The following is a 19,051-nucleotide window of genomic DNA, read 5'->3' as shown; positions in this document are numbered from 1 at the left end:
GAGCGAGCGATGCACAGCCGCACAGGACGGTTCGGGCTGCTGGGACTGACGGGGGCGCTGGGCGCCCTGCTGCTGACCGCCGGCGGCCCCGGGGCCGCCGCACAGCCCCCGCCCCGGCCCACCGCCGGCCCCGGTACCAACCACGCCGCCGACGATCCCTTCACCTCGGCACGCACCTCGTGGTGGCGGCAGAGCCGCTTCGGGATGTTCATCCACTTCGGCGCGTACTCGAATCTGGAGGGCGAGTACACCCGGCCCGACGGCACGGTCTGCCGCAACGCGGAGTGGATCAAGCGCGAGTGCGGGATCCCGGACGAGGAGTACGAGCGGCAGGCGGCCACCTTCAACCCGTCCGCCTTCGACGCCCGCGCGATCGTCCGGGCGGCCCAGGACGCCGGTCAGCGCTATATCGTCATCACCGCCAAGCACCATGACGGCTATGCGATGTGGCCGACGCGGCAGAACACCTGGAATCTGCGGGATCACTCCTCCTTCGACCCACGGCGCGACATCCTCGCCGAGCTGAAGAAGGCTGCCGACGCCGCCGGGATCAAGCTCGGCTTCTACTACTCGATCTGGGACTGGCACGACCCGGACTTCGCCGGCCCGGGCACCTTCCCGCACTACAAGAAGCGGATGTATGCCCAGCTCAAGGAGCTGATCGAGCACTACGACCCGGCGCTGCTGTGGTTCGACGGCGAGTGGGACGCGGACAACCCCACCAACCCTTGGTCCCGCCGGGATGGTGCGGACCTCCAGGCGTATCTGCACAGCCTGAACCCGCGTCTGATCGTCAACAACCGCGTCGGCAAGCGCGAGGTGGTCGACGGCGACTTCGGCACGCCGGAGCAGGAGATCCCGGCGGAGCCGGTGGACGGGCAGCTGTGGGAGAGCTGTATGACGCTCAACGACCACTGGGGCTTCGCCAAGTACGACACCCACTGGAAGTCGTCGGAGACCGTGCTGCGCAATCTGCTGGACGTGGCGAGCCGCGGCGGCAACTATCTGCTCAACGTAGGGCCGGACAGACTCGGGCGCATCCCGCAGCCGTCCGTCGACCGGCTGCGCGAGACCGGCCGCTGGCTGACCGCGCACGGCCAGGGCGACGCGGTGTACGGGGCCGGGCACACCGGGCTGGTGGCGGACCCGCCCTGGGGCGCGGTCTCCCGCCGGGGCAACGAGCTGTATGCCGCGGTCACCTCCTGGCCGGCCGCCGGCGCTCCCCTCCACCTCACGGCCAGGGCGCCGTTCGACATCACCGAAGCCCGGGTGCTGGGCAGTTCCCAGCAGGTGACGGTCGCCCGCTCCGGGGACGGCTTCGACCTCACCCCGTCCGGGGCTGCCACCGATCCGCGGGCGAGCGTCATCCGGCTCACCATCCGGCCGCCGGCCGCGGCGCCCGCCGGTCAGGGCACCGGGCTGACGGCGCGGAGCTGGGCCAATGACTCCTTCTCCGGCCCGCCCGCGGTGACCGCCGTCGATCCGACGGTGAACAAGTCCTACCGCTTCGACGGCTCACCGGCCCCGGAGATCCCCGCCGATCACTTCAGCACCCGCTGGACCGGCAGCATCGAGCCGCGCTACGACGAGACGTACACCTTCACCACCGTCTCAGACGACACCGTGCGGCTGTGGATCGACGGCAGGCCGGTGATCGACAGCGCCACCCCGCACGGCCCGAAGGTCGACAAGGGGACGGTCACCCTGAAGGCCGGTCACCGGCACCGTATCCGGATCGACCACACGGAGCAGACCGGCGAGGCCCATCTGAAGCTGCTGTGGTCCAGCCCGAGTCAGGACCGGCAGATCGTGCCGCGGCGTCAGCTCTACGCCGACTGACCGCGGCCGGGGGGCGGGAAATCGACCGCCCCCGTTGGGCCGTTCGGGTCACCGCGGGCGCTGAGGTGACCGGCCGTGCGTCAGGGCGCCGTTGCCGGTGCCCGCTCCTATCCTCGGGGAGCATGGACAACGACGAGATCCTGCGAACCCATGGCGAGGCTCTCGCACTCTTCGGGACCCGGGTGCATGCCGTCCGCGACGACCAGTGGGACGGCCCCACGCCGTGCACGGACTGGTCGGTGCGCGATCTGGTGAACCACCTCACCGCCGAGCAGCTGTGGGTGCCCCGCCTGGTGCGTGACGGCGCCTCGATCACGGACGTCGGCTCGGAGTACGACGGCGATGTGCTCGGGGACGACCCGGCCGGGGCCTGGGACCGCGCGGCGGTGGCCGCCGTGGCGGCGTTCGCGGAGCGCGGTGCGCTGAACCGCCCGGTCCAGCTGTCCTACGGCACCCAACGGGCCGGCGCGTACTGCACCCAGATGATGGCCGACGCGGTGGTGCACGCCTGGGATCTGTCCCGTGCGATCGGCGCCGAGGAGCGACTGCCCGGCCATCTGGCGACGGCGGCGCTGCGCGAGGTGGAGCCGTATGCACCCGGGCTCTCCGCTTCCGGGCTGTTCGCCCCCGCGGTCACGCCACCGGCCGACGCCGACGCGCTCACCCGGCTGCTGTGCCTGCTCGGGCGCCGGCCCTGACCCGGGAGGAGGAGGCCCACGGGTCAGGGCCGGCGCCACACCTGAGATCAGCCGATCAGTCGATGCCGCGGAAGATATTCGGCTCGGCGGGATCGTCGTCGCAGCCGGCCAGGCGCACCGGGGCACAGCGGTCCCAGACTTCCAGATTGCGGACTTCCTTGATCCGGCCTGGCCGCTCGCCCTGCTTCAAACGGGGCTGCTTGTGTTGAGCCTTGTGCAAAGCCACCACGCACTCCTTCATCGAGGTATTGGTTCCGACGCGGTGGCGCCTTGTTCACAAACCGGGAGGTCAGCCAAGGTTTGTGGCGTTCCCGCGACGGGCCAATGGTGTTGGCGTCTCCCAGAAAGGTCGTCCGTCGCCCCTCAGAGTAACGACGCCGCACGCGGCGCGCTCGACGTTTTCCGTCGCGAAAGTCAAGTCCTCGGAAAGCGCGAATACCGCCCCCCTCAATGACGGGGGAAAAGGGTGAGATTTGTGATGCACATCACTCACTCCAATGGCCCTGCGGTTGCTGCATTCGCCTCGCTCCTTGACGCTGGGGAAGGAGCGAAGGATCCAGCCACGAGGCCGCGTGCCATGCCGCAGAGCGCGCGGCCGCGGTGCTACCCATGGGCGGGTGGCATGGTTCTCCGATTCCGGTTACTGGCTCGGGCGGCTGGTCTTCCAGCGCACGCTGGCCGTTCTCTATGTGGTCGCGTTCCTCGCGGCGGTGCGGCAGTTCCGGGCGCTCATCGGTGCGCGCGGCATACTGCCGGTGCCCGCGTATGTGGCGGTGGTGCCGTTCCGCGCGGCGCCCTCGGTCTTCCACTGGCACTACTCGGACCGCTTCTTCGCCCTGTGGTCGTGGAGCGGGGTCCTGCTCGCCGCGGCCGTGGCGGCGGGGGCGGCGGACGCCGTGCCGCTCTGGGCGTCGATGGTGCTGTGGGCCGCGCTGTGGGCGATGTATCTGTCCATCGTGAACGTCGGGCAGACCTGGTACGGCTTCGGCTGGGAGTCGCTGCTGCTGGAGGCCGGCTCGCTGGCGGTGTTCCTCGGTAACGCCGAGACCGCTCCCCCGGTGACGGTCATGTGGCTGCTGCGATGGCTGCTGTTCCGGGTCGAGTTCGGGGCCGGGCTGATCAAGATGCGCGGTGACACCTGCTGGCGGGATCTGACCTGCCTCTACTACCACCATGAGACCCAGCCGATGCCGGGACCGCTGAGCTGGTTCTTCCACCATCTGCCCAAGCCCCTGCACCGGGTCGAGGTGGCCGCCAACCATGTCGCCCAACTCGTCGTGCCGGTACTGCTGTTCACCCCGCAGCCGATCGCGGGATGGGCGGCGGTCGTGATGGTGGTCACCCAGCTCTGGCTGGTGCTGTCCGGCAACTTCGCCTGGCTGAACTGGGTGACCATCGTGCTCGCCCTGTCGGCCGCCGCCCCGCTGTGGGCGCAGCCCGCCGCGCCGCTGCCGGCGCCGCCCGTCTGGTTCGAGGTCCTGGTCCTCCTCGCCACCGCCGGCGTCCTCGCGCTCAGCTACCGCCCGGCCCGCAATCTGCTGGCCCGGCAGCAGCTGATGAACACGTCCTACGAGTCGCTGCATCTGGTCAACTCGTACGGGGCGTTCGGCAGTATCACCCGGGTCCGCCGGGAGATCGTGGTGGAAGGGACGGCGGACGCGGTGACCGGGCCGGACACCACCTGGCTCGCGTACGAGTTCCACGGCAAGCCGGGCGCGGTGCGCCGGCTGCCGCGCCAGTTCGCGCCGTATCACCTGCGACTGGACTGGCTGATGTGGTTCGCCGCGCTGTCACCGGCCTACGCACAGGCGTGGTTCCTGCCGTTCGTGGCCCGGCTGCTGGAGAACGACCGGGACACGCTGCGGCTGCTGCGCGGCAATCCGTTCCCCGATCTGCCGCCGGCCCGGATCAGGGCCCGGGTCTTCCGCTACCGCTTCACGACCTGGCGGGAACTGCGGGAGACCGGGGCGTGGTGGCATCGCACCGAGGAGCGGGAGTTTCTGCCGCCTCTCGCGCGGTCAGCTCTGCGCGGAAGGCGATGACCATATCGCGCGCGTGGCGCAGCCCGATGCGCACGAAGTCCTGCTCCAGCACGTCGAGTTCGGCCAGGGTCTCCTGCTCGTCGCGGCCGAGGCGGGCGCGGGACTTGGCGAGGCCGAGCCGGGAGAGCGCCACGCCACGGGGCTCCTGCATCTCGCGGAACTCCGCCAGCGAGAGGGTGTAGGTCTCCCGCGCGGACTCGTAACGGCCCGCCCGGTAGAAGACGTTGGCGCGCATCTTGTGGTTGTACGCCAGCGCGCTCGCCAGGTCCATCGTGCGGCAGATGGTCTCCGCCTCGGACAGCAGCGCCAGCGCCCGGTCCGTCTCGCCCTGTACGGACAGGACATCGGCGACGCCGCGCAGCGACCAGGCGCGCCCGCGGAAGTCATCGGCGTCGGCGGCGATCCGGGCGGACTCCTCGAACAGCTCCAGGGCCTTGTCGTAGCCGCCGGTGTTGCGGTGCATCTGGGCTATGCCGGACATCGCCCAGACCATGTGCCGGGCCTCGCCGTGCGCCCGTCCCTGTTCGAGCAGCTGCTCATGGAGCTCGGCGACCGCGGCGTAGTCGCCCTGTATGCGGCCGGTCTCGGCGAGGCCGGCGAGCGAGTAGCCGTGGGCGAGGCGGTCGCCGCTGCCCTCGGCCAGCGCGACGGCGTGGGTGAGCAGCCGGCGGGCGAGCGGCAGCGTCCCGCACTGGCGGGCCAGGGTGCCGCCGCTCCACAGCGCCCAGGCCATGGCGCCCGGGTCGCCGGCGGTGCGGGCGCTGCGGTAGCTCTCCCGCCAGGCGTCGCCCGCCTCGGTCACCCGGCCGAGCCGGCGGTTGGCCTCGGCGACCGCGAGCGCGGCCCGGGAGCGCTCCAGGGGTGTGCCCGCGTCGGCGTGCGCCCGGCTCGCCGTCGTCAGCACCTCCTCGTACGAGGAGTTCACACCCAGGGCCGAGCCCAACTCACCCTGATATTCCGGGGCGAATGCCTTGCCGTACATATATCCGTGGCCCTCTCGACTCATCTCCGTGCCTTGATCAACAACCTATGGGCGGGAGGGGGTCCGGCGAATCAGCCCGCATGTGGGTTGTGCCGTACGACTCGAGTGCTACGGATGAGGACCATGGTCATCTTGAGGATGTACGGGTCCGTCAGGGTCATCCCTCCGAGGGAAGAGCGCGCGGGCCCGGCGCACCGCACCCCGCGGGGCGCTCTGCTTGCCCGAGCGGGCCGGATTGGACACCCTGCTGACGACCACCCGATCACGGACCACCGACCGCGAGCACGAGGTGTGGCATGGGAGCAGAAGACACGGGAACACCCGCCGGGACCGGACGCCGGCGGTTCCTCGGCACCGTCGCGGGGCTCAGCGCGGCGGCCGGGACGGGGCTGCTGTCGATCCGGGACCCCGGACCGGCCCGGGCCACCCACCGCCCGGGGCCCCGCCCGCCCCGCGTCCGCCCGCTCTTCCTGGGGACCTACACCTCGGTCCCGGGCGGCGGCGCCGGCGTCGGGTTCGGGACGTATGACTCCGTGACCGGGCAGATCACCGCGGGCGGGGTGGTGGAGGGGGTCGCCGATCCCTCGTACCTGGCCCTGGCGCCGGCCGGCCGGACGATCTACGCGGTCAACGAGCGGGAGCAGGGCGGGGTGACCGCCATGGCGCTACGGCCGGACGGCCCGCCCGCGGTGCTGGGCACCCGGTCCACCGGCGGTGCGGGCCCCTGCCATCTGTCGGTCCATCCCGGCGGACGCTGGCTGCTCAGCGCCAACTACCTCTCCGGCAGCGTCGCCGTGCATCCGGTCGACCCGGCCACCGGCGCCCTGGGCGAGCGAACCGATCTGGTCACCCACTCCAGCCCGCCGCCCGGCCCCGGCCAGGACGGGCCGCACGCCCACCAGATCATCACCGCCCCGGACGGCCGCCATGTACTGGCCGTGGACCTCGGCACTGACACCGTCTACACCTACCGGCTCGACACCTCGGCCGGAAAGCTGACCCAGGTGTCATCGGCGTCGCTGCGGCCCGGGGCCGGCCCCCGGCATCTGACCTTCCATCCCTCCGGCGGCTTCGCGTACCTCGCGAACGAGGTCGACAACACGGTGGTGGTCTGCCGCTACGACCGCCGCAGCGGACGGCTCACGCCCGGCGCGCCGCAGCCCACCGGCACCGGGCCGGGCACCAGCTATCCCGCACAGGTCCTGGTCACCAGGCGCGGCGACTTCGCCTATCTCGCCAATCGGGGTCACAACAGCCTGACCCGCTATGCCGTGGAGGCGGCCGGGGCCCGGCTGCGGCTGCTGGACACCGTGCCCGTGGGCGGGGACTTCCCCCGGCAGATCGCCTTCTCGCCGGACCAGCGATGGCTGTTCGCGGCGAACCAGAAGTCGGGGACGGTGACGGTGTTCTCGGTGAACGCCCGGACCGGGGAACTGCGCCGCACGGGAGACCCGTTCACGGCTCCGGTCCCGGTGTGCGTACTGCCGCGGTGAACGCGCCACAGGCGCCGCGCCGGCCCCGCCCGGGTCACCTGCGGCAAGGGGCCGGCCGACGCGGTCCGAGCCGCGCCGGCCGGCGGAGACCTTCTAGGCGGCCTGCTGCTCGTAGCCCACGAGCCGGACGCAGACGGCGAGGCCCTCGATGGCCTGCTCCAGCTCCGTGAGGCCCGGGTAGCTGGGCGCGATCCGTATGGTGGCGTCGCGCGGGTCGTCGCCGTACGGGTGGGTGGCGCCGGCCGGGGTCAGCACGATGCCCGCCTCGGCGGCCCGGCGTACGACCTCCTTGGCGCAGCCGTCCGGCACTTCGAGGGTGACGAAGTAGCCGCCCTTGGGGTCGGTCCACCGGGCGAGCCCGGTGCCGCCGAGCTCCGTCTCCAGGATCCGGGCCACCATCTCGAACTTCGGCTGGAGCAGGGCGCGCTGGCGCTCCATGTGGGCCCGCACCCCGTCGGTGTCCCGCAGGAACATCGCGTGCCGCAGCTGGTTGACCTTGTCCGGGCCGATCGACCGCTTGGCGTTGTTGCCCAGCAGCCACTGCACATTCGCGGGCGACGAGCCGAAGAAGGCGACGCCGGCGCCCGCCGCGGTGATCTTCGAGGTGGAGCCGAAGACGAACGCACGGTCCGGGTTCCCGGCCTCCGCGCACGCGGCGAGCAGGTCGGCTATCTCGGCCGGCTCGTCGGTGAGGTGGTGGGCGGCGTACGCGTTGTCCCAGAAGATCCGGAAATCGGGCGCGGCGGTGCTCATCGCGGCCAGTCGCGCCACCGTCGCGTCGCTGTAGCAGACCCCGTCCGGGTTGCTGTACTTCGGGACGCACCAGATGCCCTTGACGGCCGGGTCCTCGGCGACCAGCCGCTCCACGACCGCCATGTCCGGCCCCTCGGCCGTCATCGGCACCGGGATCATCTCGATCCCGAACCGCTCACAGAGCGCGAAGTGCCGGTCGTAGCCCGGGACCGGGCACAGGAACGCGATCCGCTCCTGGTCCACCCAGCGCGACTCGGCCCCCGGCAGCACGCTCAGCAGGGCGTGCACCAGGCAGTCGTGCATCAGCTCAAGGCTGGAGTTGCCCGCGGCGAGGAGCTGCCCGACCGGCACCTGGAGCACCTCGGCGAAGATCTCCCGGATCTCCGGCAGCCCCTGAAGACCGCCGTAGTTGCGCACGTCCGTGCCGTCGGCGGCGGTGTGCCGCCCGGCCGGCAGGCTCAGCAGGTCCGCGGAGAGGTCGAGCTGCTCGGGCGCCGGCTTGCCCCGGGTGAGGTTCAGCGAGAGCCCACGCCCCACGAGATCCTGATAGTCCTTGCGGGCTCGCTCAAGGAGCCCACCCGGGGCGTCGGCGCTCAGCTCGGTGGTCATGGTGTTTCCTCTCAGGCCGGTGGCGCCGCGGGGACGGCGCCCGGGGCTTCGGTACTGCCTGCCGAGGATACAAACCGCCGTTCGAACGCTCCGGCCAGCCCCGGGTGGATCTTGCTCGGGCCCGGCCTGATGGGGTTCTCCGCCGCTCCCCTATTCCTGTTTGCGGCTTTTCGTCCGGCATGCGCATGAATAGGCGTTCTTCGAAGTATGCGCAGATGGTCGCGTCCCCGCCCTCGATGCACCGCCCGCCGCCGGACCGCCAGGAACCCCGGGTGGCCGGGCGCCGGGCCGGGGCGGGCCGGGGTGCGCCGCGGAGCGTGGCGTTCGGGGGAAGGCCGGGTGTCGCAGAGGGGGGCCGGGGGACGCGGCTCGTACGTTCGGGCGGCATGACGAACGCATCGGCTGATCGCGCTTCCGGCCCCACCCGCCGCACCACGCTGACCGGGCTCGTCGGCGGGGCCGGGGCCCTCCTGGCCGCCGGGTGCAGCGCGACGCCCGCGACGGCGCCCCCGACCCGTCGCACGGCCCGGGCCTATGCCTCGGCGAGCGATCCGACGCCCGGCGTGATGACGCTCTTCAAGGACCCCGCCTTCAACTTCAACGGGCTCTTCACGCTCGGCGGCTCCGGTTACGGCTCCGCCGAGGTGGGCGAGGTCCTCACCGCCGTGAACACGATCAATAAGGCCGGGCTGTCCGCGCAGACCTACACCGAGACGTTCAAGACGCTCGGCGATCAGCTGCGGAAACCGCCCAGCAGTGGTGAGCCCGACACCCAGACCACCCGCTTCCGTGCCCTGCGGGCCGCGCAGTACTACGCACAGGCGCTGTTCTTCGTCCTCGGCTCCGACACCCCCGGCAGCGAGGAGGCGCTCTACAAGGCGGGACGCGGCGCCTGGGACGCGTTCTGCGAGCGGTGCGACCCGGTGCCGGTGACGGCGCGCATCCCGTACGGGAAGACCCCGCTGCCCGTGTGGTTCTTCCGGCCGGACAGCTCCGGCGAGCGGCGCCCGACCGTGATCCTCACGAACGGCAGCGACGGGCAGAACGTCGACATGTGGACCTACGGCGTCGCCGCCGCTCTTCAGCGCGGCTGGAACGCCCTGGTCTACGACGGGCCCGGCCAGGGCCAGTTGCTCTTCGTCGACCAGGTGGTCTTCACCCCGCGCTGGGAGAAGGTCGTCACCCCGCTCGTCGACTGGCTGTCCGCCCGCCCGGACGTGGACACCGGCAAGATCGCCCTGACCGGACTGAGCATGGCGGGGGATCTGGCCCCCCGGGCGGCGGCCTTCGAGCACCGGATCGCCGCTCTGGTGGCGATGCCCGGTGTGCTCTCCCCCTGGCTGGGCTTCCCGCCGGAGATCCGGGAGATCCTCACCCCGGACAAGGCGAAGACCAACACCATCTGGAACAAAGAGGTGGTCCCCGGGCTGTCGCCGGCCGAGGCCGCGACGATGAAGAAGCGCATCGAACCGTTCTCGGTGCCCGCGATGCTCGCGGCCCGCGCGGGCAAGATGTTCACCGACTTCTACACTCCGGCCACCCTCATCAAGTCGCTGGACATCACGGACGTCGTGAGCCGCATCAAGATGCCGACGCTGGTGCTCGACTACGAGTTCGAGCAGTTCTATCCGGGGCAGCCCCGCCAGCTGTTCGAGAAGCTGACGGCTCCCAAGGACTATGTGAAGCTCACCGCGGCCACCGGCGCACAGCTGCACTGCTCCCCGATGGCCCCGCAGCAGCACTGCGAGGTCGTCTTCGACTGGCTGGAGGAGAAACTGTCCGGCAGCTGAGGGCTGTTGCGGCGTACGCGCAGGGCGAGGGCCGCGGCCCGTCGGGGTCCGGGCGCGGTCCGTACGGGGCTGCGCACGAGGGCGCTAACCGGCCAGGTACTGCCGTAGCAGATCGCGCAGCTCGGTCTCGAACTCGGCGTAGTTGCGGCGGAGTTGCTCCCCCGGCCAGCTCTCCGGCAGGAGTTCGGCGGGCAGCAGCGGGTCGGCGAGGAGATGGCGGAGGGCGGCCGCCGCGACCGTGAAGCGGTCGGCGTGGGTGCCGGCGCGGTCCAGTGCGGCCGACAGGGCGCGGGCCCGCCGGGCCCAGCCGGCCAGGTCCCACAGCCGGCCGGCGAGGGCGGCCGGATCGTCGTCCGGGGTGCCGGTGAACCAGGTGCACTGGTCGGTGACGACGGCGGGCCGGGGCCGGTCGAGGTTGGCGGGGCGCAGCCAGCTGCCCTCGCGGAGCTCGGCCAGCCGCAGTGCCGCCATGGCCTGGCGCAGCGCGGTGCGCTCGGCCGCCGGGCGGCGTTCCGGGGTGGCGACGACGGCGATCTCCCAGCCGCCGCTCCAGGGGGTGGTCCGCGGTGAGCGGCTCTCGTCCTGCCGGGTCTGGCGGGCCAGCAGCCGCGCGGTGAGGGCGTACGAGCCATCGGTCTGGCGCAGGTCGCCGGCGGCGACCATCCGCGAGAGCGCGACCCGGACCGTGCCCTCGGCGATGCCGAAGAGCTCGCCGACCCGCACCAGGGCACGTGCGGGCAGCCGCGGCGGGTGATGCCCGAGGAGCGTGCTCAGCACGATGGAGCGGGCGGTGAGCGGGCGCAGCGCGAGCGCGGCGGCCCCGGTGTCGTCGATCGTGCGGATGCGGTCGTCGTTCATATGTGCCGGAAATTCTAGCGAGGGCGGGCTTCGGCTGGCATTACAGTCTTCCCACGGCTGTTAGGTTTCTGTAACGTCAACGGTATGACCGTCACCCATGAAGTCGTGAATCAGGCCCCGCCGCTGACCGGGTTCAGCACGGCGGACGAGCCGGCCCTGCTGGAGGCGCTGCGCCGGGACGGCGCCGAGTGGGGCGTGCGGGAGGTGACCGAGCTCGGCGCACTGGCCGGTTCCGCTGCGGTGCAGGACCAGGCCCGCTGGGCGGAGGAGCAGCCGCCGCGGCTGCACACCCACGACCGCTTCGGGCACCGGATCGACGAGGTCGCCTTCCACCCGGCCTGGCATCAGCTGATGACCGTCGCGGTGGAGCACGGACTGCACGCCGCGCCCTGGGCCGACGGCCGCTCCGGGGCACATCTGGTGCGGGCCGCGAAGTTCTACGTCTGGTCGCAGGCCGAGGCGGGTCACGGCTGTCCGATCTCGATGACCTACGCCGCGGTGCCCGCGCTGCGTGCCGCTCCGGAGCTCGCCGCGCAGTACGAGCCGCTGCTCGCCGCGCGTGCTTACGACTTCGGGCTGCGCGCGCCGCTGACCAAGTCGGGCCTGATCGCCGGTATGTCGATGACGGAGAAGCAGGGCGGCTCCGACGTACGGGCCAACTCCACGCGCGCGGTGCCGGCCGGGGACGGCACGTACCGCCTCACCGGCCACAAGTGGTTCACCTCGGCGCCGATGAGCGATGTCTTCCTGGCGCTGGCGCAGACCGAGGAGGGGCTGAGCTGCTTCCTGGTGCCCCGGGTGCTGCCGGACGGCACGCTCAACGGGATGCGGCTGATGCGGCTCAAGGACAAGCTGGGCAACCGCTCCAACGCCTCCTCCGAGATCGAGTACGACGAGGCGGTGGCCTGGCCGGTCGGCGAGCCGGGCCGTGGGGTGCGGACCATCGTCGAGATGGTGAACATGACGCGGCTGGACTGTGTGCTGGGGTCGGCGGCCGGGATGCGGGCCGGGCTGCGGCAGGCGCTGCATCACACCGCGCACCGCCGGGCGTTCGGGCGGGAGCTGGACCGCCAGCCGCTGATGCGTTCGGTGCTGGCCGATCTGGCGGTCGAGTCGGAGGCGGCGACCCTGCTGGGGATGCGGCTGGCGACGGCGGTCGACCGCTCACAGGCCGGGGACGCCGGGGAGGCGGCGCTGCGCCGGCTGGCGCTGGCGGCCGGCAAGTACTGGGTGTGCAAGCGGGGCAGCACCCATGCGGCGGAGGCGCTGGAGTGTCTCGGCGGCAACGGCTATGTCGAGGATTCCGGCATGCCGCGGCTCTATCGGGAGGCGCCGCTGCTGTCCATCTGGGAGGGCTCGGGAAATGTCGCCGCGCTCGATGTGCTGCGCGCGCTGGGCAAGGAGCCAGCCGCGCTGGACGCGTTCCTCGCCGAGGTGGAGACCGCGGCGGGCGCCGACCGGCGGCTGGACGCCGCGGTGGCCGGGGTCCGCAAGATGCTCGGCGGGCTCGCCAGTCCGGAGCGGGCGCAGCTGATGGCGCGGTCGCTGGCGGAGCGGATGGCGCTGGTGCTCCAGGGCTCGCTGCTGGTGCGGCACAGCCACCCGGCGGTCGCCGACGCGTTCTGCGCCTCGCGCCTGGACGGGGAGTGGGGCCATGCCTTCGGCACCCTGCCGGCCGGCGCCGATCTGACCTCGGTCCTGGAGCGGGCCCGGCCGGATGCGGCGGATGCGGCCGGGAACGCGTCCTGATGTCCGTACGGGTGGAGCGCGCCGGCCCGGTGACGACGGTGGTGCTGTCCCGGCCCGCCGCCCGCAATGCCGTGGACGGCGCGACCGCCCGGCAACTCGCCGACTCCTTCCGGGAGTTCGATGCCGATGACGGTGCCCGGGTCGCGGTGTTGTGGGGCGAGGGCGGGACGTTCTGCTCCGGTGCCGATCTGAAGGCGATCGGCACCGAGCGCGGCAACCGCGTGGCCCCGGACGGGGACGGGCCGATGGGCCCGACCCGGATGCGGCTCGGCAAGCCGGTGATCGCGGCGGTCGCGGGGCATGCGGTGGCCGGCGGTCTGGAGCTGGCGCTCTGGTGCGATCTCCGGGTGGCGGAGGAGGACGCGGTGTTCGGGGTGTTCTGCCGGCGCTGGGGCGTACCGCTGATCGACGGCGGTACGGTGCGGCTGCCGCGGCTGATCGGCGCGAGCCGGGCGATGGACCTGGTGCTGACGGGGCGTCCGGTCCCGGCGGCGGAGGCGCAGGACATCGGCCTGGTCCACCGGGTGGTGCCGGCCGGTTCGGCGCGCGCGGAGGCGGAGTTGCTGGCGGCGGAGCTCGCCCGCTTCCCGCAGGCGTGTCTGCGCAGCGACCGGGCGTCCCTGCTGGACCAGGAGGGCCGGGACGAGGAATCGGCGATGGCCGCGGAACTCCGTTACGGACAGTCGGTGCTGCCCGAGGCGGCAGAGGGCGCGGCGCGGTTCACCGCGGGCGCGGGGCGGCACGGTACGCCGGACGGCAGCCGGGATCCGGCAGCCGTCGCGCCCACGGAGCCGCCCCGCCCCGGGACCGCGCCGGACTCCTCCCGCTCCGGCCCTGGTCACGGCGGCTGACGGCAGCCGCGGGGCCGCCACCCCGCGGACGGCCGGTGTCGTTGAACGCCCGTGGCCGGCCGCGTACCGTCGCTCTGCCCCGTCGTCGCCGCCCTTCCTCCAGGAGCCCGCCATGCGCGATCTGAACTACCCCGAGGAGGGCGGCACCCGTCGTACCCCGCTGCCGCCCGGCTACCAGCACCTCCGCGAGGAGCTGTTGCTGGGCCACGGCCGCGCGGTGCTGACCGCGGCGGGCGAGGCGATCACCGCCTTCCGGATGCATCGCGCGGCGGGCACCGGAATCCGCTCGGACGCCCCACGGGCCGCGCCGGGTGTGCATGTCGAGGTCTCACTGGGCTTCGGCCCGCTGCGGCTGCGGGCGCCGTGCACCGTGGTGTGGACGGTGGCCGAGGAGAACCGCGTCGGGTTCGGCTACGGGGCCCGGCAGGGGCATCCGGAGTGCGGTGAGGAGGCGTTCGTCGCCGAGCTGCGCGCGGACGGCTCGGTCTGGTTCACGGTGACCGCCTTCAGCCGGCCCGCCCGGACGCTCACCCGGCTCGGGGGCCCGCTGGTCCCGGTCTTCCAGCGTCAGTACGTACGCCATCTCGGCCGGACCCTCCGCCGCCTCGTGAACCGTCCGTGAATTCCGCCTGACGGGAACCGGCCACCGCCGCCCGCCGCGGTGCCCGTCGCGGCACCCGTCCGGCCGGCCGGCTCCGGACGCGGCGCGCTCGCCACGGCGCCCTGCTCACACCCTGATAGCCCCTGGAATACGGGTAGTTACCGACGCGTAGCAATACGGCCGCCGATCGCTATACGTCCACTTCTGCTTCATCTTTTCGTCACCATCACCTCTGGTGACCATGAAAGAAAACCAGACATGTGTGATGACGAACTGATCCCGCCGCAGGCGGACATGACCGAGCGGGAGTGGCTGCGGGCCGGGTCGGAGGCGACGGCCGGGGGGCCGTCGATGCGGACGACGGGGCGCGTTCCGCAGTGGGTGAACCGGCGGACCCTGCTGGGCGGCGCGATGGCCGGTGCGGCGCTCACGATGCTGCCGTCGCCGGCCCAGTCACGGGCGTCCGCCACGCCCCGCCTCGGGGGTCCGGGAGCCTTTCCGTTCCCCGACCACCCCAATGGCAAGGGCGAGTTCGCCGTCCTGGTGACCGGTGACGCGGGGACGGGGGACGAGGCCCAGTACGCGGTGGCGGCCGCCGCTCGGGACCTCTGCCGGACCGAGGGGATCGGCCTCGCGGTGGGCCTTGGCGACAACATTTACGAGAACGGGCCGGAATCCGACGACGACTCGGAGTTCCAGGACAAGTTCGAGAAGCCCAACAGCGGTATCGATGTGCCCTGGCTGATGGTGCTGGGCAATCACGACTGCTCGGGGCTGATCCCCGGCAGCGGCGGCGACCCGTCCCGCGGTGACCGCGAGGTCGCCTATGCCGCCACCTCACGGCGCTGGTACATGCCGAGCCGCTACTACAGCGTGCCGCTGCCCGCCGCCGATCCGCTGGTGGAGTTCTTCGCCATCGACACCATTCCCTGGTCGTCGTATGTGGCCCAGCTCGACCCGCACTACCGCTGGGACGGGCCGTACATGCGCGAGCAGCGCGCCTGGCTGGACGGCGCGCTGCGCGCCTCGCGGGCCCGCTGGAAGGTCGTGATCGGCCACCACCCGTACCTCAACAACGGCAAGCACGGCAGCGCCGGTTCCTACGACGGTTTCGAGATCGGCAACTACACCAGCGGCGTCCACCTCAAGGACATGTACGAGAACGTGGTCTGCGGACGGGCCGATCTGATCCTGTCCGGTCATGACCACACGCTTCAGATCCTGGAGCCGACGGCCCGTACGGGCGGCACCCGGCAGGTGGTGTGCGGTGCGTCGGCCAAGACGGAGGACGGCACGGCACACCACGGCCACCCGGCGGCCTGGCAGAACTTCTCCGACCACGGCTTCATGGTGCTGAAGGTGTCCGGCGCCCGGCTGACCATCGACGCGTACACCGTCGACGTGGCGACCCGGAAGGCCACCCTGGCCCACCGCACCCGCCAGACCCGCCCGGTGGCGGCCCCGGCCGGGGCACCCGCCTGACCACAGCAGCCGTCCCGGGGGCGCACTCCCGGGACGGCTCGCCTCATGCGACTACCAGGGGCAGTTGCGGCCGTCGCGCCCGCCGCTTCCAGGACGTCCAGTCCGTCTCACCCGTCCACGGCACCTCGTCCTGGGCCTGAACACACCGGCCGTGTGCTGGTGGGCGCGGCCGGCGTCGGCGGGTGCCGGCGGGTGTCCGGCAGCGCTCAGGGGTGCATACGGGCGCCCTTGAGCACCTTGTCGACGGCGTTGCGCGGTCCGTACACGGCGAGACCCACCAGGTCCAGCCGGTCCTTCGGCACCGCCCGCACCGCCGCGCGGTTGTCCCGGTCGTTGCCGGTGACGAAGAGGTCGGAGGTGAACACCGACCGGGGAAGCGCGCGGGACAGGGCGCGGCCGTGCGCGGCGGTCAGGGTCTCCTTCGTGCCTTCGAAGACCAGGACGGGCTGGCGGAACATGGGCAGATAGGGGGTGCCGTCGGCATCGGCGTACGGTTCCCCGATGACCTCGGGGAGCTCGGAGCCGAGGCCGCTGACCAGGAACGCGGTCACATTCAGCCGCTGCCAGGGCTCCAGGTCCTCGCGCAGCAGAACGGCGATCTTGGTCTCGAAACGTACGGCGGTGTTCTCGTTCGTCATGCCTCCGAGACTGCCGCCCGCCCCGCCGCCCCTTCTTGTACGTTCTTGGCGTCCTTGCTGGTCAGAGCGAGACCGAGGCGGCCGGTCGGGTGCCGGCCGGCGCTCCCCGCCGGCCCGGTCTTCCCGGCGTACCGGAAATGCGGGTCCCGCGGCCCGCGCCTAGGGTGTTCGCATGGCCGCGTTCCGGTGGATATCGGCCCCGGTCAACGGCCCGCGACCGAGGGCGCGAGGGGTGCTCGGCGCGGTGTCGCGGGCTGCCGTCCCGATGCGCCGCCGCCCGCGGGAAGCGGGCCCGCACGTCCCGCGCGGCGGGGTCACGAGGCACGGCACACCATGACCGGCCCGCCCCTGGAACCGTCCGACAAGGACTATGACCCCCGGGCCGACCGGGCGTGGCGGCATGTCGCGGAGGACACCCCCGGGGTGTCACACCGGGAGCCCATCGGACTGCGCGAGCGGCTCTCCCTCAACCGGATGGGCACCTTCGACTGGGATCTGGACCGCGGTTCCATGGCCCTGGACGCCGGTGCCATGGAGGTCTTCGACCTCCGCCCGGACGAATACGACGGCGCGCCGATGTCCCTGGTCACGCGCGTGCCGCCGGAGGAGGGGCTGCGGCTCGACGAGGCGCTCTCCCAGGCCCTCCAGGACGGCCACTCGTCGTACGGCGCCTACTTCCGGCTCCAGTGTCGCGACGGGACCCAGCGCTGGACGCATTCGCAGGGGCGGATTCTGCACGACGCGGACGGGAAGCCGTACCGGATCATCGGCATCGTCCGGGAGGCGACCAGCGAGCTGGCGGACTCCGCGCTGCTGCGGTCGCTCCAGCAGGAGCGGCAGCGGCAGACCGTGATGGTGCAGCAGACCACCGCCGCGCTGGCCCGTGCGCTGTCCGTCAGGGATGTGACCCGGGTGCTCACCGGAGCCGGCGGCGCCCGGCGGTTCGGCGCGGACGGACTGGTCCTGGGGCTGGTCGAGAACGACCAGTTCGAAGTCATCGCCACCGCCGGGCTGGAGGGCGAGGTGCCCGACGACATGATGACCTCACGGCTGGACGACACCCTGCCGCTGGCCGACGCGGCACGCTCCCGGCGGTCCATCTTCCTCAGCAGCCGCGGTGAGCTGATCGCCCGCTATCCGCGGCTGCGCCCGTATACGGATGTGCTGCCGACGGGCAGCGCGGCGTTCCTGCCGCTGATCGCGCAGGACACCGTCATCGGTGCGCTGGGGCTGTTCAACGCCGAACCGGCGGTGCAGTCGCCGGAGGCCAGGAACCTGGCGCTGGCGCTGGCCGGTGTCGTCGCGCAGTCGGTGCAGCGCGCGACCCTCTTCGATCAGGAACGGGAGTTCGCGACGGGCCTTCAGGCGACGATGCTGCCGCGCCGGCTGCCGCCCCTCACGGGCGGCGCGGTCACCGTGCGCTACCACCCGGCGAGCGTCGGGCGGGACATCGGCGGCGACTGGTACGACGTGATCGCGCTGCCCCAGGGGCGGACCGGGCTGGTGGTCGGCGATGTGCAGGGCCACGACACCCATGCGGCCGCCGTGATGGGCCAGCTGCGTATCGCGCTGCGCGCCTATGCCAGCGAGGGGCACTCCCCGGAGACCGTGCTGGTGCGGGCCTCCCGCTTCCTGGCCGAGCTGGACACCGAGCGCTTCGCGACGTGTACGTACATCCAGGCCGATCTGGAATCCGGGGCGCTGCACCTGGCGCGGGCCGGCCATCTCGGCCCGCTGATCAGCAACAGCGCCCGGCACATCGACTGGCCCGAGGTCCGCGGCGGCCTGCCGCTGGGCCTGGCCACGCACTTCGGGCACGACCACTTCCCGGAGACCCAGCTGTTCCTGGAGCCGGGGTCGACGCTGCTGCTGTGCACCGACGGCCTGGTGGAACACCCCGGCCGGGACATCTCCGCCGGGATCGAGGCGCTGTCCGCTGCGGTCCGCGCCGGGCCCACGGACCTGGAGGCGCTCGCCGACCGGCTCTCGGACCATCTGTGGGCCGATCCCGGCTCGGAGGACGATATGGCCCTCCTGCTGCTGCACCGGCTGCCCGGCCCCGGGGGCGCCACCACCCCGCGGCTGCGGCTGCATGTGCATCAGGCCGATCCGTCGGGCGCCGCGGAGGTCCGCTCCGCGCTGCGCCGCACCCTGGACCAGTGGCGGGCGGGCGCCGTGATGCACAACATCGAGGTCGCCGCCTCCGAGCTGATCGCCAACGCGCTGACGCACACCGAGAGCGGCGCCCTGGTCTCCATGGAGCTGCTGTCCGGCACCCCGCGCCGGATCCGGCTGGAGGTCGAGGACCGCTCCAGCCGGTGGCCACGGCGGCGCAACCCCGGCGAGACCGCCACCTCCGGCCGGGGCCTGATGCTGGTCGAGGCGCTCGCCGACGCATGGGGCGCGGAGCCGCGGGGCGCGGGCAAGGCCCTGTGGTGCGAGTTCGCGGTGCCGGACACGGCGGATCTGACGCACTGAATTCCCGTGCCGGGAAAGCTGATTGGCGACATCCGGGCTCTGCCGGAGGCCGTCCACCGGCCCTCGGACCGCCAGCACCGGCCGGACCGTCGTCGTCGGGCGAGGGCCCGCTGCGCCGCGGCCGCTGCGGCCCGCCCCGGTCCACGAGGGGCCGAGCCGACCAACCTGGCCGTTGGCCGACTCGGCCT

15 protein-coding genes are annotated in these 19,051 nt (G+C 72.4%); 10 read left to right on the top strand and 5 right to left on the bottom strand.

What is annotated here, in order from left to right:
* Nucleotides 1–9: 9 nt before the first annotated feature.
* Together ACZ4XD_RS28020 and ACZ4XD_RS28015 are read left to right on the top strand one after the other, a co-directional pair.
* Nucleotides 10–1,839 carry an alpha-L-fucosidase gene (locus ACZ4XD_RS28020; RefSeq protein ID WP_468046562.1) on the top strand — a complete coding sequence of 610 codons (1,830 nt, stop codon included), beginning with the start codon at nt 10–12 and terminating at the stop codon, nt 1,837–1,839.
* A 122-nt stretch (nt 1,840–1,961) separates the two neighbouring features.
* Nucleotides 1,962–2,537: a TIGR03086 family metal-binding protein gene (locus ACZ4XD_RS28015; protein ID WP_468046561.1), complete on the top strand. Its 576-nt coding sequence runs from the start codon at nt 1,962–1,964 to the stop codon at nt 2,535–2,537.
* A gap of 55 nt (nt 2,538–2,592) precedes the next feature.
* On the opposite strand, the gene ACZ4XD_RS28010 is transcribed toward ACZ4XD_RS28015, so the two are convergent.
* Nucleotides 2,593–2,763, bottom strand: coding sequence for a hypothetical protein (locus tag ACZ4XD_RS28010; protein ID WP_158686011.1), 171 nt, complete (start codon nt 2,761–2,763; stop codon nt 2,593–2,595).
* A 391-nt stretch (nt 2,764–3,154) separates the two neighbouring features.
* Here ACZ4XD_RS28010 and ACZ4XD_RS28005 point away from each other — a divergent pair, with 391 nt between their 5' ends.
* Nucleotides 3,155–4,579 carry a lipase maturation factor family protein gene (locus ACZ4XD_RS28005; protein ID WP_468046559.1) on the top strand — a complete coding sequence of 475 codons (1,425 nt, stop codon included), beginning with the start codon at nt 3,155–3,157 and terminating at the stop codon, nt 4,577–4,579.
* Here ACZ4XD_RS28005 and ACZ4XD_RS28000 read toward each other — a convergent pair.
* A complete protein-coding gene (locus ACZ4XD_RS28000; RefSeq protein WP_468046644.1) occupies nt 4,473–5,561 on the bottom strand; it encodes a tetratricopeptide repeat protein in 1,089 nt (362 codons plus the stop codon). The genes ACZ4XD_RS28005 and ACZ4XD_RS28000 overlap by 107 nt on opposite strands.
* A gap of 296 nt (nt 5,562–5,857) precedes the next feature.
* Here ACZ4XD_RS28000 and ACZ4XD_RS27995 point away from each other — a divergent pair, with 296 nt between their 5' ends.
* Entirely contained in the window at nt 5,858–7,054 is a 1,197-nt protein-coding gene (locus ACZ4XD_RS27995; RefSeq protein WP_468046557.1) for a lactonase family protein, read from the top strand.
* A gap of 93 nt (nt 7,055–7,147) precedes the next feature.
* Here ACZ4XD_RS27995 and ACZ4XD_RS27990 read toward each other — a convergent pair whose 3' ends face one another.
* Entirely contained in the window at nt 7,148–8,416 is a 1,269-nt protein-coding gene (locus ACZ4XD_RS27990) for an aspartate aminotransferase type Ic (RefSeq protein WP_468046555.1), read from the bottom strand.
* Nucleotides 8,417–8,802: 386 nt separating this feature from the next.
* Here ACZ4XD_RS27990 and ACZ4XD_RS27985 point away from each other — a divergent pair, with 386 nt between their 5' ends.
* Complete coding sequence (locus ACZ4XD_RS27985) at nt 8,803–10,206, top strand: alpha/beta hydrolase family protein (protein ID WP_468046553.1); 1,404 nt, start codon at nt 8,803–8,805, stop codon at nt 10,204–10,206.
* Nucleotides 10,207–10,290: 84 nt separating this feature from the next.
* Here the strand turns inward: ACZ4XD_RS27985 and ACZ4XD_RS27980 are convergent, their stop codons facing one another.
* Entirely contained in the window at nt 10,291–11,064 is a 774-nt protein-coding gene (locus ACZ4XD_RS27980) for a PaaX family transcriptional regulator C-terminal domain-containing protein (RefSeq protein ID WP_468046551.1), read from the bottom strand.
* Between the two features lie 84 nt (nt 11,065–11,148).
* Between ACZ4XD_RS27980 and ACZ4XD_RS27975 the strand changes: the two genes are divergently transcribed.
* The 4 genes from ACZ4XD_RS27975 (at nt 11,149) to ACZ4XD_RS27960 (ending at nt 15,747) form a co-directional block, all read left to right on the top strand.
* Complete coding sequence (locus ACZ4XD_RS27975; RefSeq protein ID WP_468046549.1) at nt 11,149–12,813, top strand: acyl-CoA dehydrogenase family protein; 1,665 nt, start codon at nt 11,149–11,151, stop codon at nt 12,811–12,813.
* Nucleotides 12,813–13,664, top strand: a complete 852-nt coding sequence (locus ACZ4XD_RS27970) for a crotonase/enoyl-CoA hydratase family protein (RefSeq protein ID WP_468046547.1) — start codon at nt 12,813–12,815, stop codon at nt 13,662–13,664. Before ACZ4XD_RS27975 ends, ACZ4XD_RS27970 begins: the two co-directional genes overlap by 1 nt.
* A 112-nt stretch (nt 13,665–13,776) precedes the next feature.
* The gene (locus ACZ4XD_RS27965; protein WP_468046545.1) at nt 13,777–14,286 is read left to right on the top strand and encodes a DUF1990 family protein; all 510 of its coding nucleotides are present in this window, start codon (nt 13,777–13,779) and stop codon (nt 14,284–14,286) included.
* 237 nt (nt 14,287–14,523) lie between these two features.
* On the top strand, nt 14,524–15,747 hold the full coding sequence (locus tag ACZ4XD_RS27960) for a metallophosphoesterase (protein ID WP_468046543.1): 1,224 nt from the start codon (nt 14,524–14,526) through the stop codon (nt 15,745–15,747).
* Between the two features lie 206 nt (nt 15,748–15,953).
* Here ACZ4XD_RS27960 and ACZ4XD_RS27955 read toward each other — a convergent pair whose 3' ends face one another.
* On the bottom strand, nt 15,954–16,385 hold the full coding sequence (locus tag ACZ4XD_RS27955; RefSeq protein ID WP_468046541.1) for a DUF2000 family protein: 432 nt from the start codon (nt 16,383–16,385) through the stop codon (nt 15,954–15,956).
* Between the two features lie 333 nt (nt 16,386–16,718).
* On the opposite strand from ACZ4XD_RS27955, the gene ACZ4XD_RS27950 reads away from it, so the two are divergent.
* Entirely contained in the window at nt 16,719–18,863 is a 2,145-nt protein-coding gene (locus ACZ4XD_RS27950) for a SpoIIE family protein phosphatase (protein ID WP_468046539.1), read from the top strand.
* Nucleotides 18,864–19,051 lie beyond the last annotated feature (188 nt).

The sequence above is a fragment of the Streptomyces sp. NPDC029466 genome, from assembly GCF_055574515.1.
The sequence above is the reverse complement of the archived record's forward strand: the minus strand, read 5'-3'. Positions and strand labels throughout refer to the sequence as shown.

What these genes read in the sequence shown, in the direction of transcription:
- ACZ4XD_RS28020 (WP_468046562.1), top strand. Translation starts at nt 10, where the DNA reads ATGCACAGCCGCACAGGACGGTTCGGGCTGCTGGGACTGACGGGGGCG.
- ACZ4XD_RS28015 (WP_468046561.1), top strand. Translation starts at nt 1,962, where the DNA reads ATGGACAACGACGAGATCCTGCGAACCCATGGCGAGGCTCTCGCACTC.
- ACZ4XD_RS28000 (WP_468046644.1), bottom strand. Translation starts at nt 5,561, where the DNA reads ATGTACGGCAAGGCATTCGCCCCGGAATATCAGGGTGAGTTGGGCTCG.
- ACZ4XD_RS27995 (WP_468046557.1), top strand. Translation starts at nt 5,858, where the DNA reads ATGGGAGCAGAAGACACGGGAACACCCGCCGGGACCGGACGCCGGCGG.
- ACZ4XD_RS27990 (WP_468046555.1), bottom strand. Translation starts at nt 8,416, where the DNA reads ATGACCACCGAGCTGAGCGCCGACGCCCCGGGTGGGCTCCTTGAGCGA.
- ACZ4XD_RS27985 (WP_468046553.1), top strand. Translation starts at nt 8,803, where the DNA reads ATGACGAACGCATCGGCTGATCGCGCTTCCGGCCCCACCCGCCGCACC.
- ACZ4XD_RS27980 (WP_468046551.1), bottom strand. Translation starts at nt 11,064, where the DNA reads ATGAACGACGACCGCATCCGCACGATCGACGACACCGGGGCCGCCGCG.
- ACZ4XD_RS27975 (WP_468046549.1), top strand. Translation starts at nt 11,149, where the DNA reads ATGACCGTCACCCATGAAGTCGTGAATCAGGCCCCGCCGCTGACCGGG.
- ACZ4XD_RS27970 (WP_468046547.1), top strand. Translation starts at nt 12,813, where the DNA reads ATGTCCGTACGGGTGGAGCGCGCCGGCCCGGTGACGACGGTGGTGCTG.
- ACZ4XD_RS27965 (WP_468046545.1), top strand. Translation starts at nt 13,777, where the DNA reads ATGCGCGATCTGAACTACCCCGAGGAGGGCGGCACCCGTCGTACCCCG.
- ACZ4XD_RS27960 (WP_468046543.1), top strand. Translation starts at nt 14,524, where the DNA reads ATGTGTGATGACGAACTGATCCCGCCGCAGGCGGACATGACCGAGCGG.
- ACZ4XD_RS27955 (WP_468046541.1), bottom strand. Translation starts at nt 16,385, where the DNA reads ATGACGAACGAGAACACCGCCGTACGTTTCGAGACCAAGATCGCCGTT.
- ACZ4XD_RS27950 (WP_468046539.1), top strand. Translation starts at nt 16,719, where the DNA reads ATGACCGGCCCGCCCCTGGAACCGTCCGACAAGGACTATGACCCCCGG.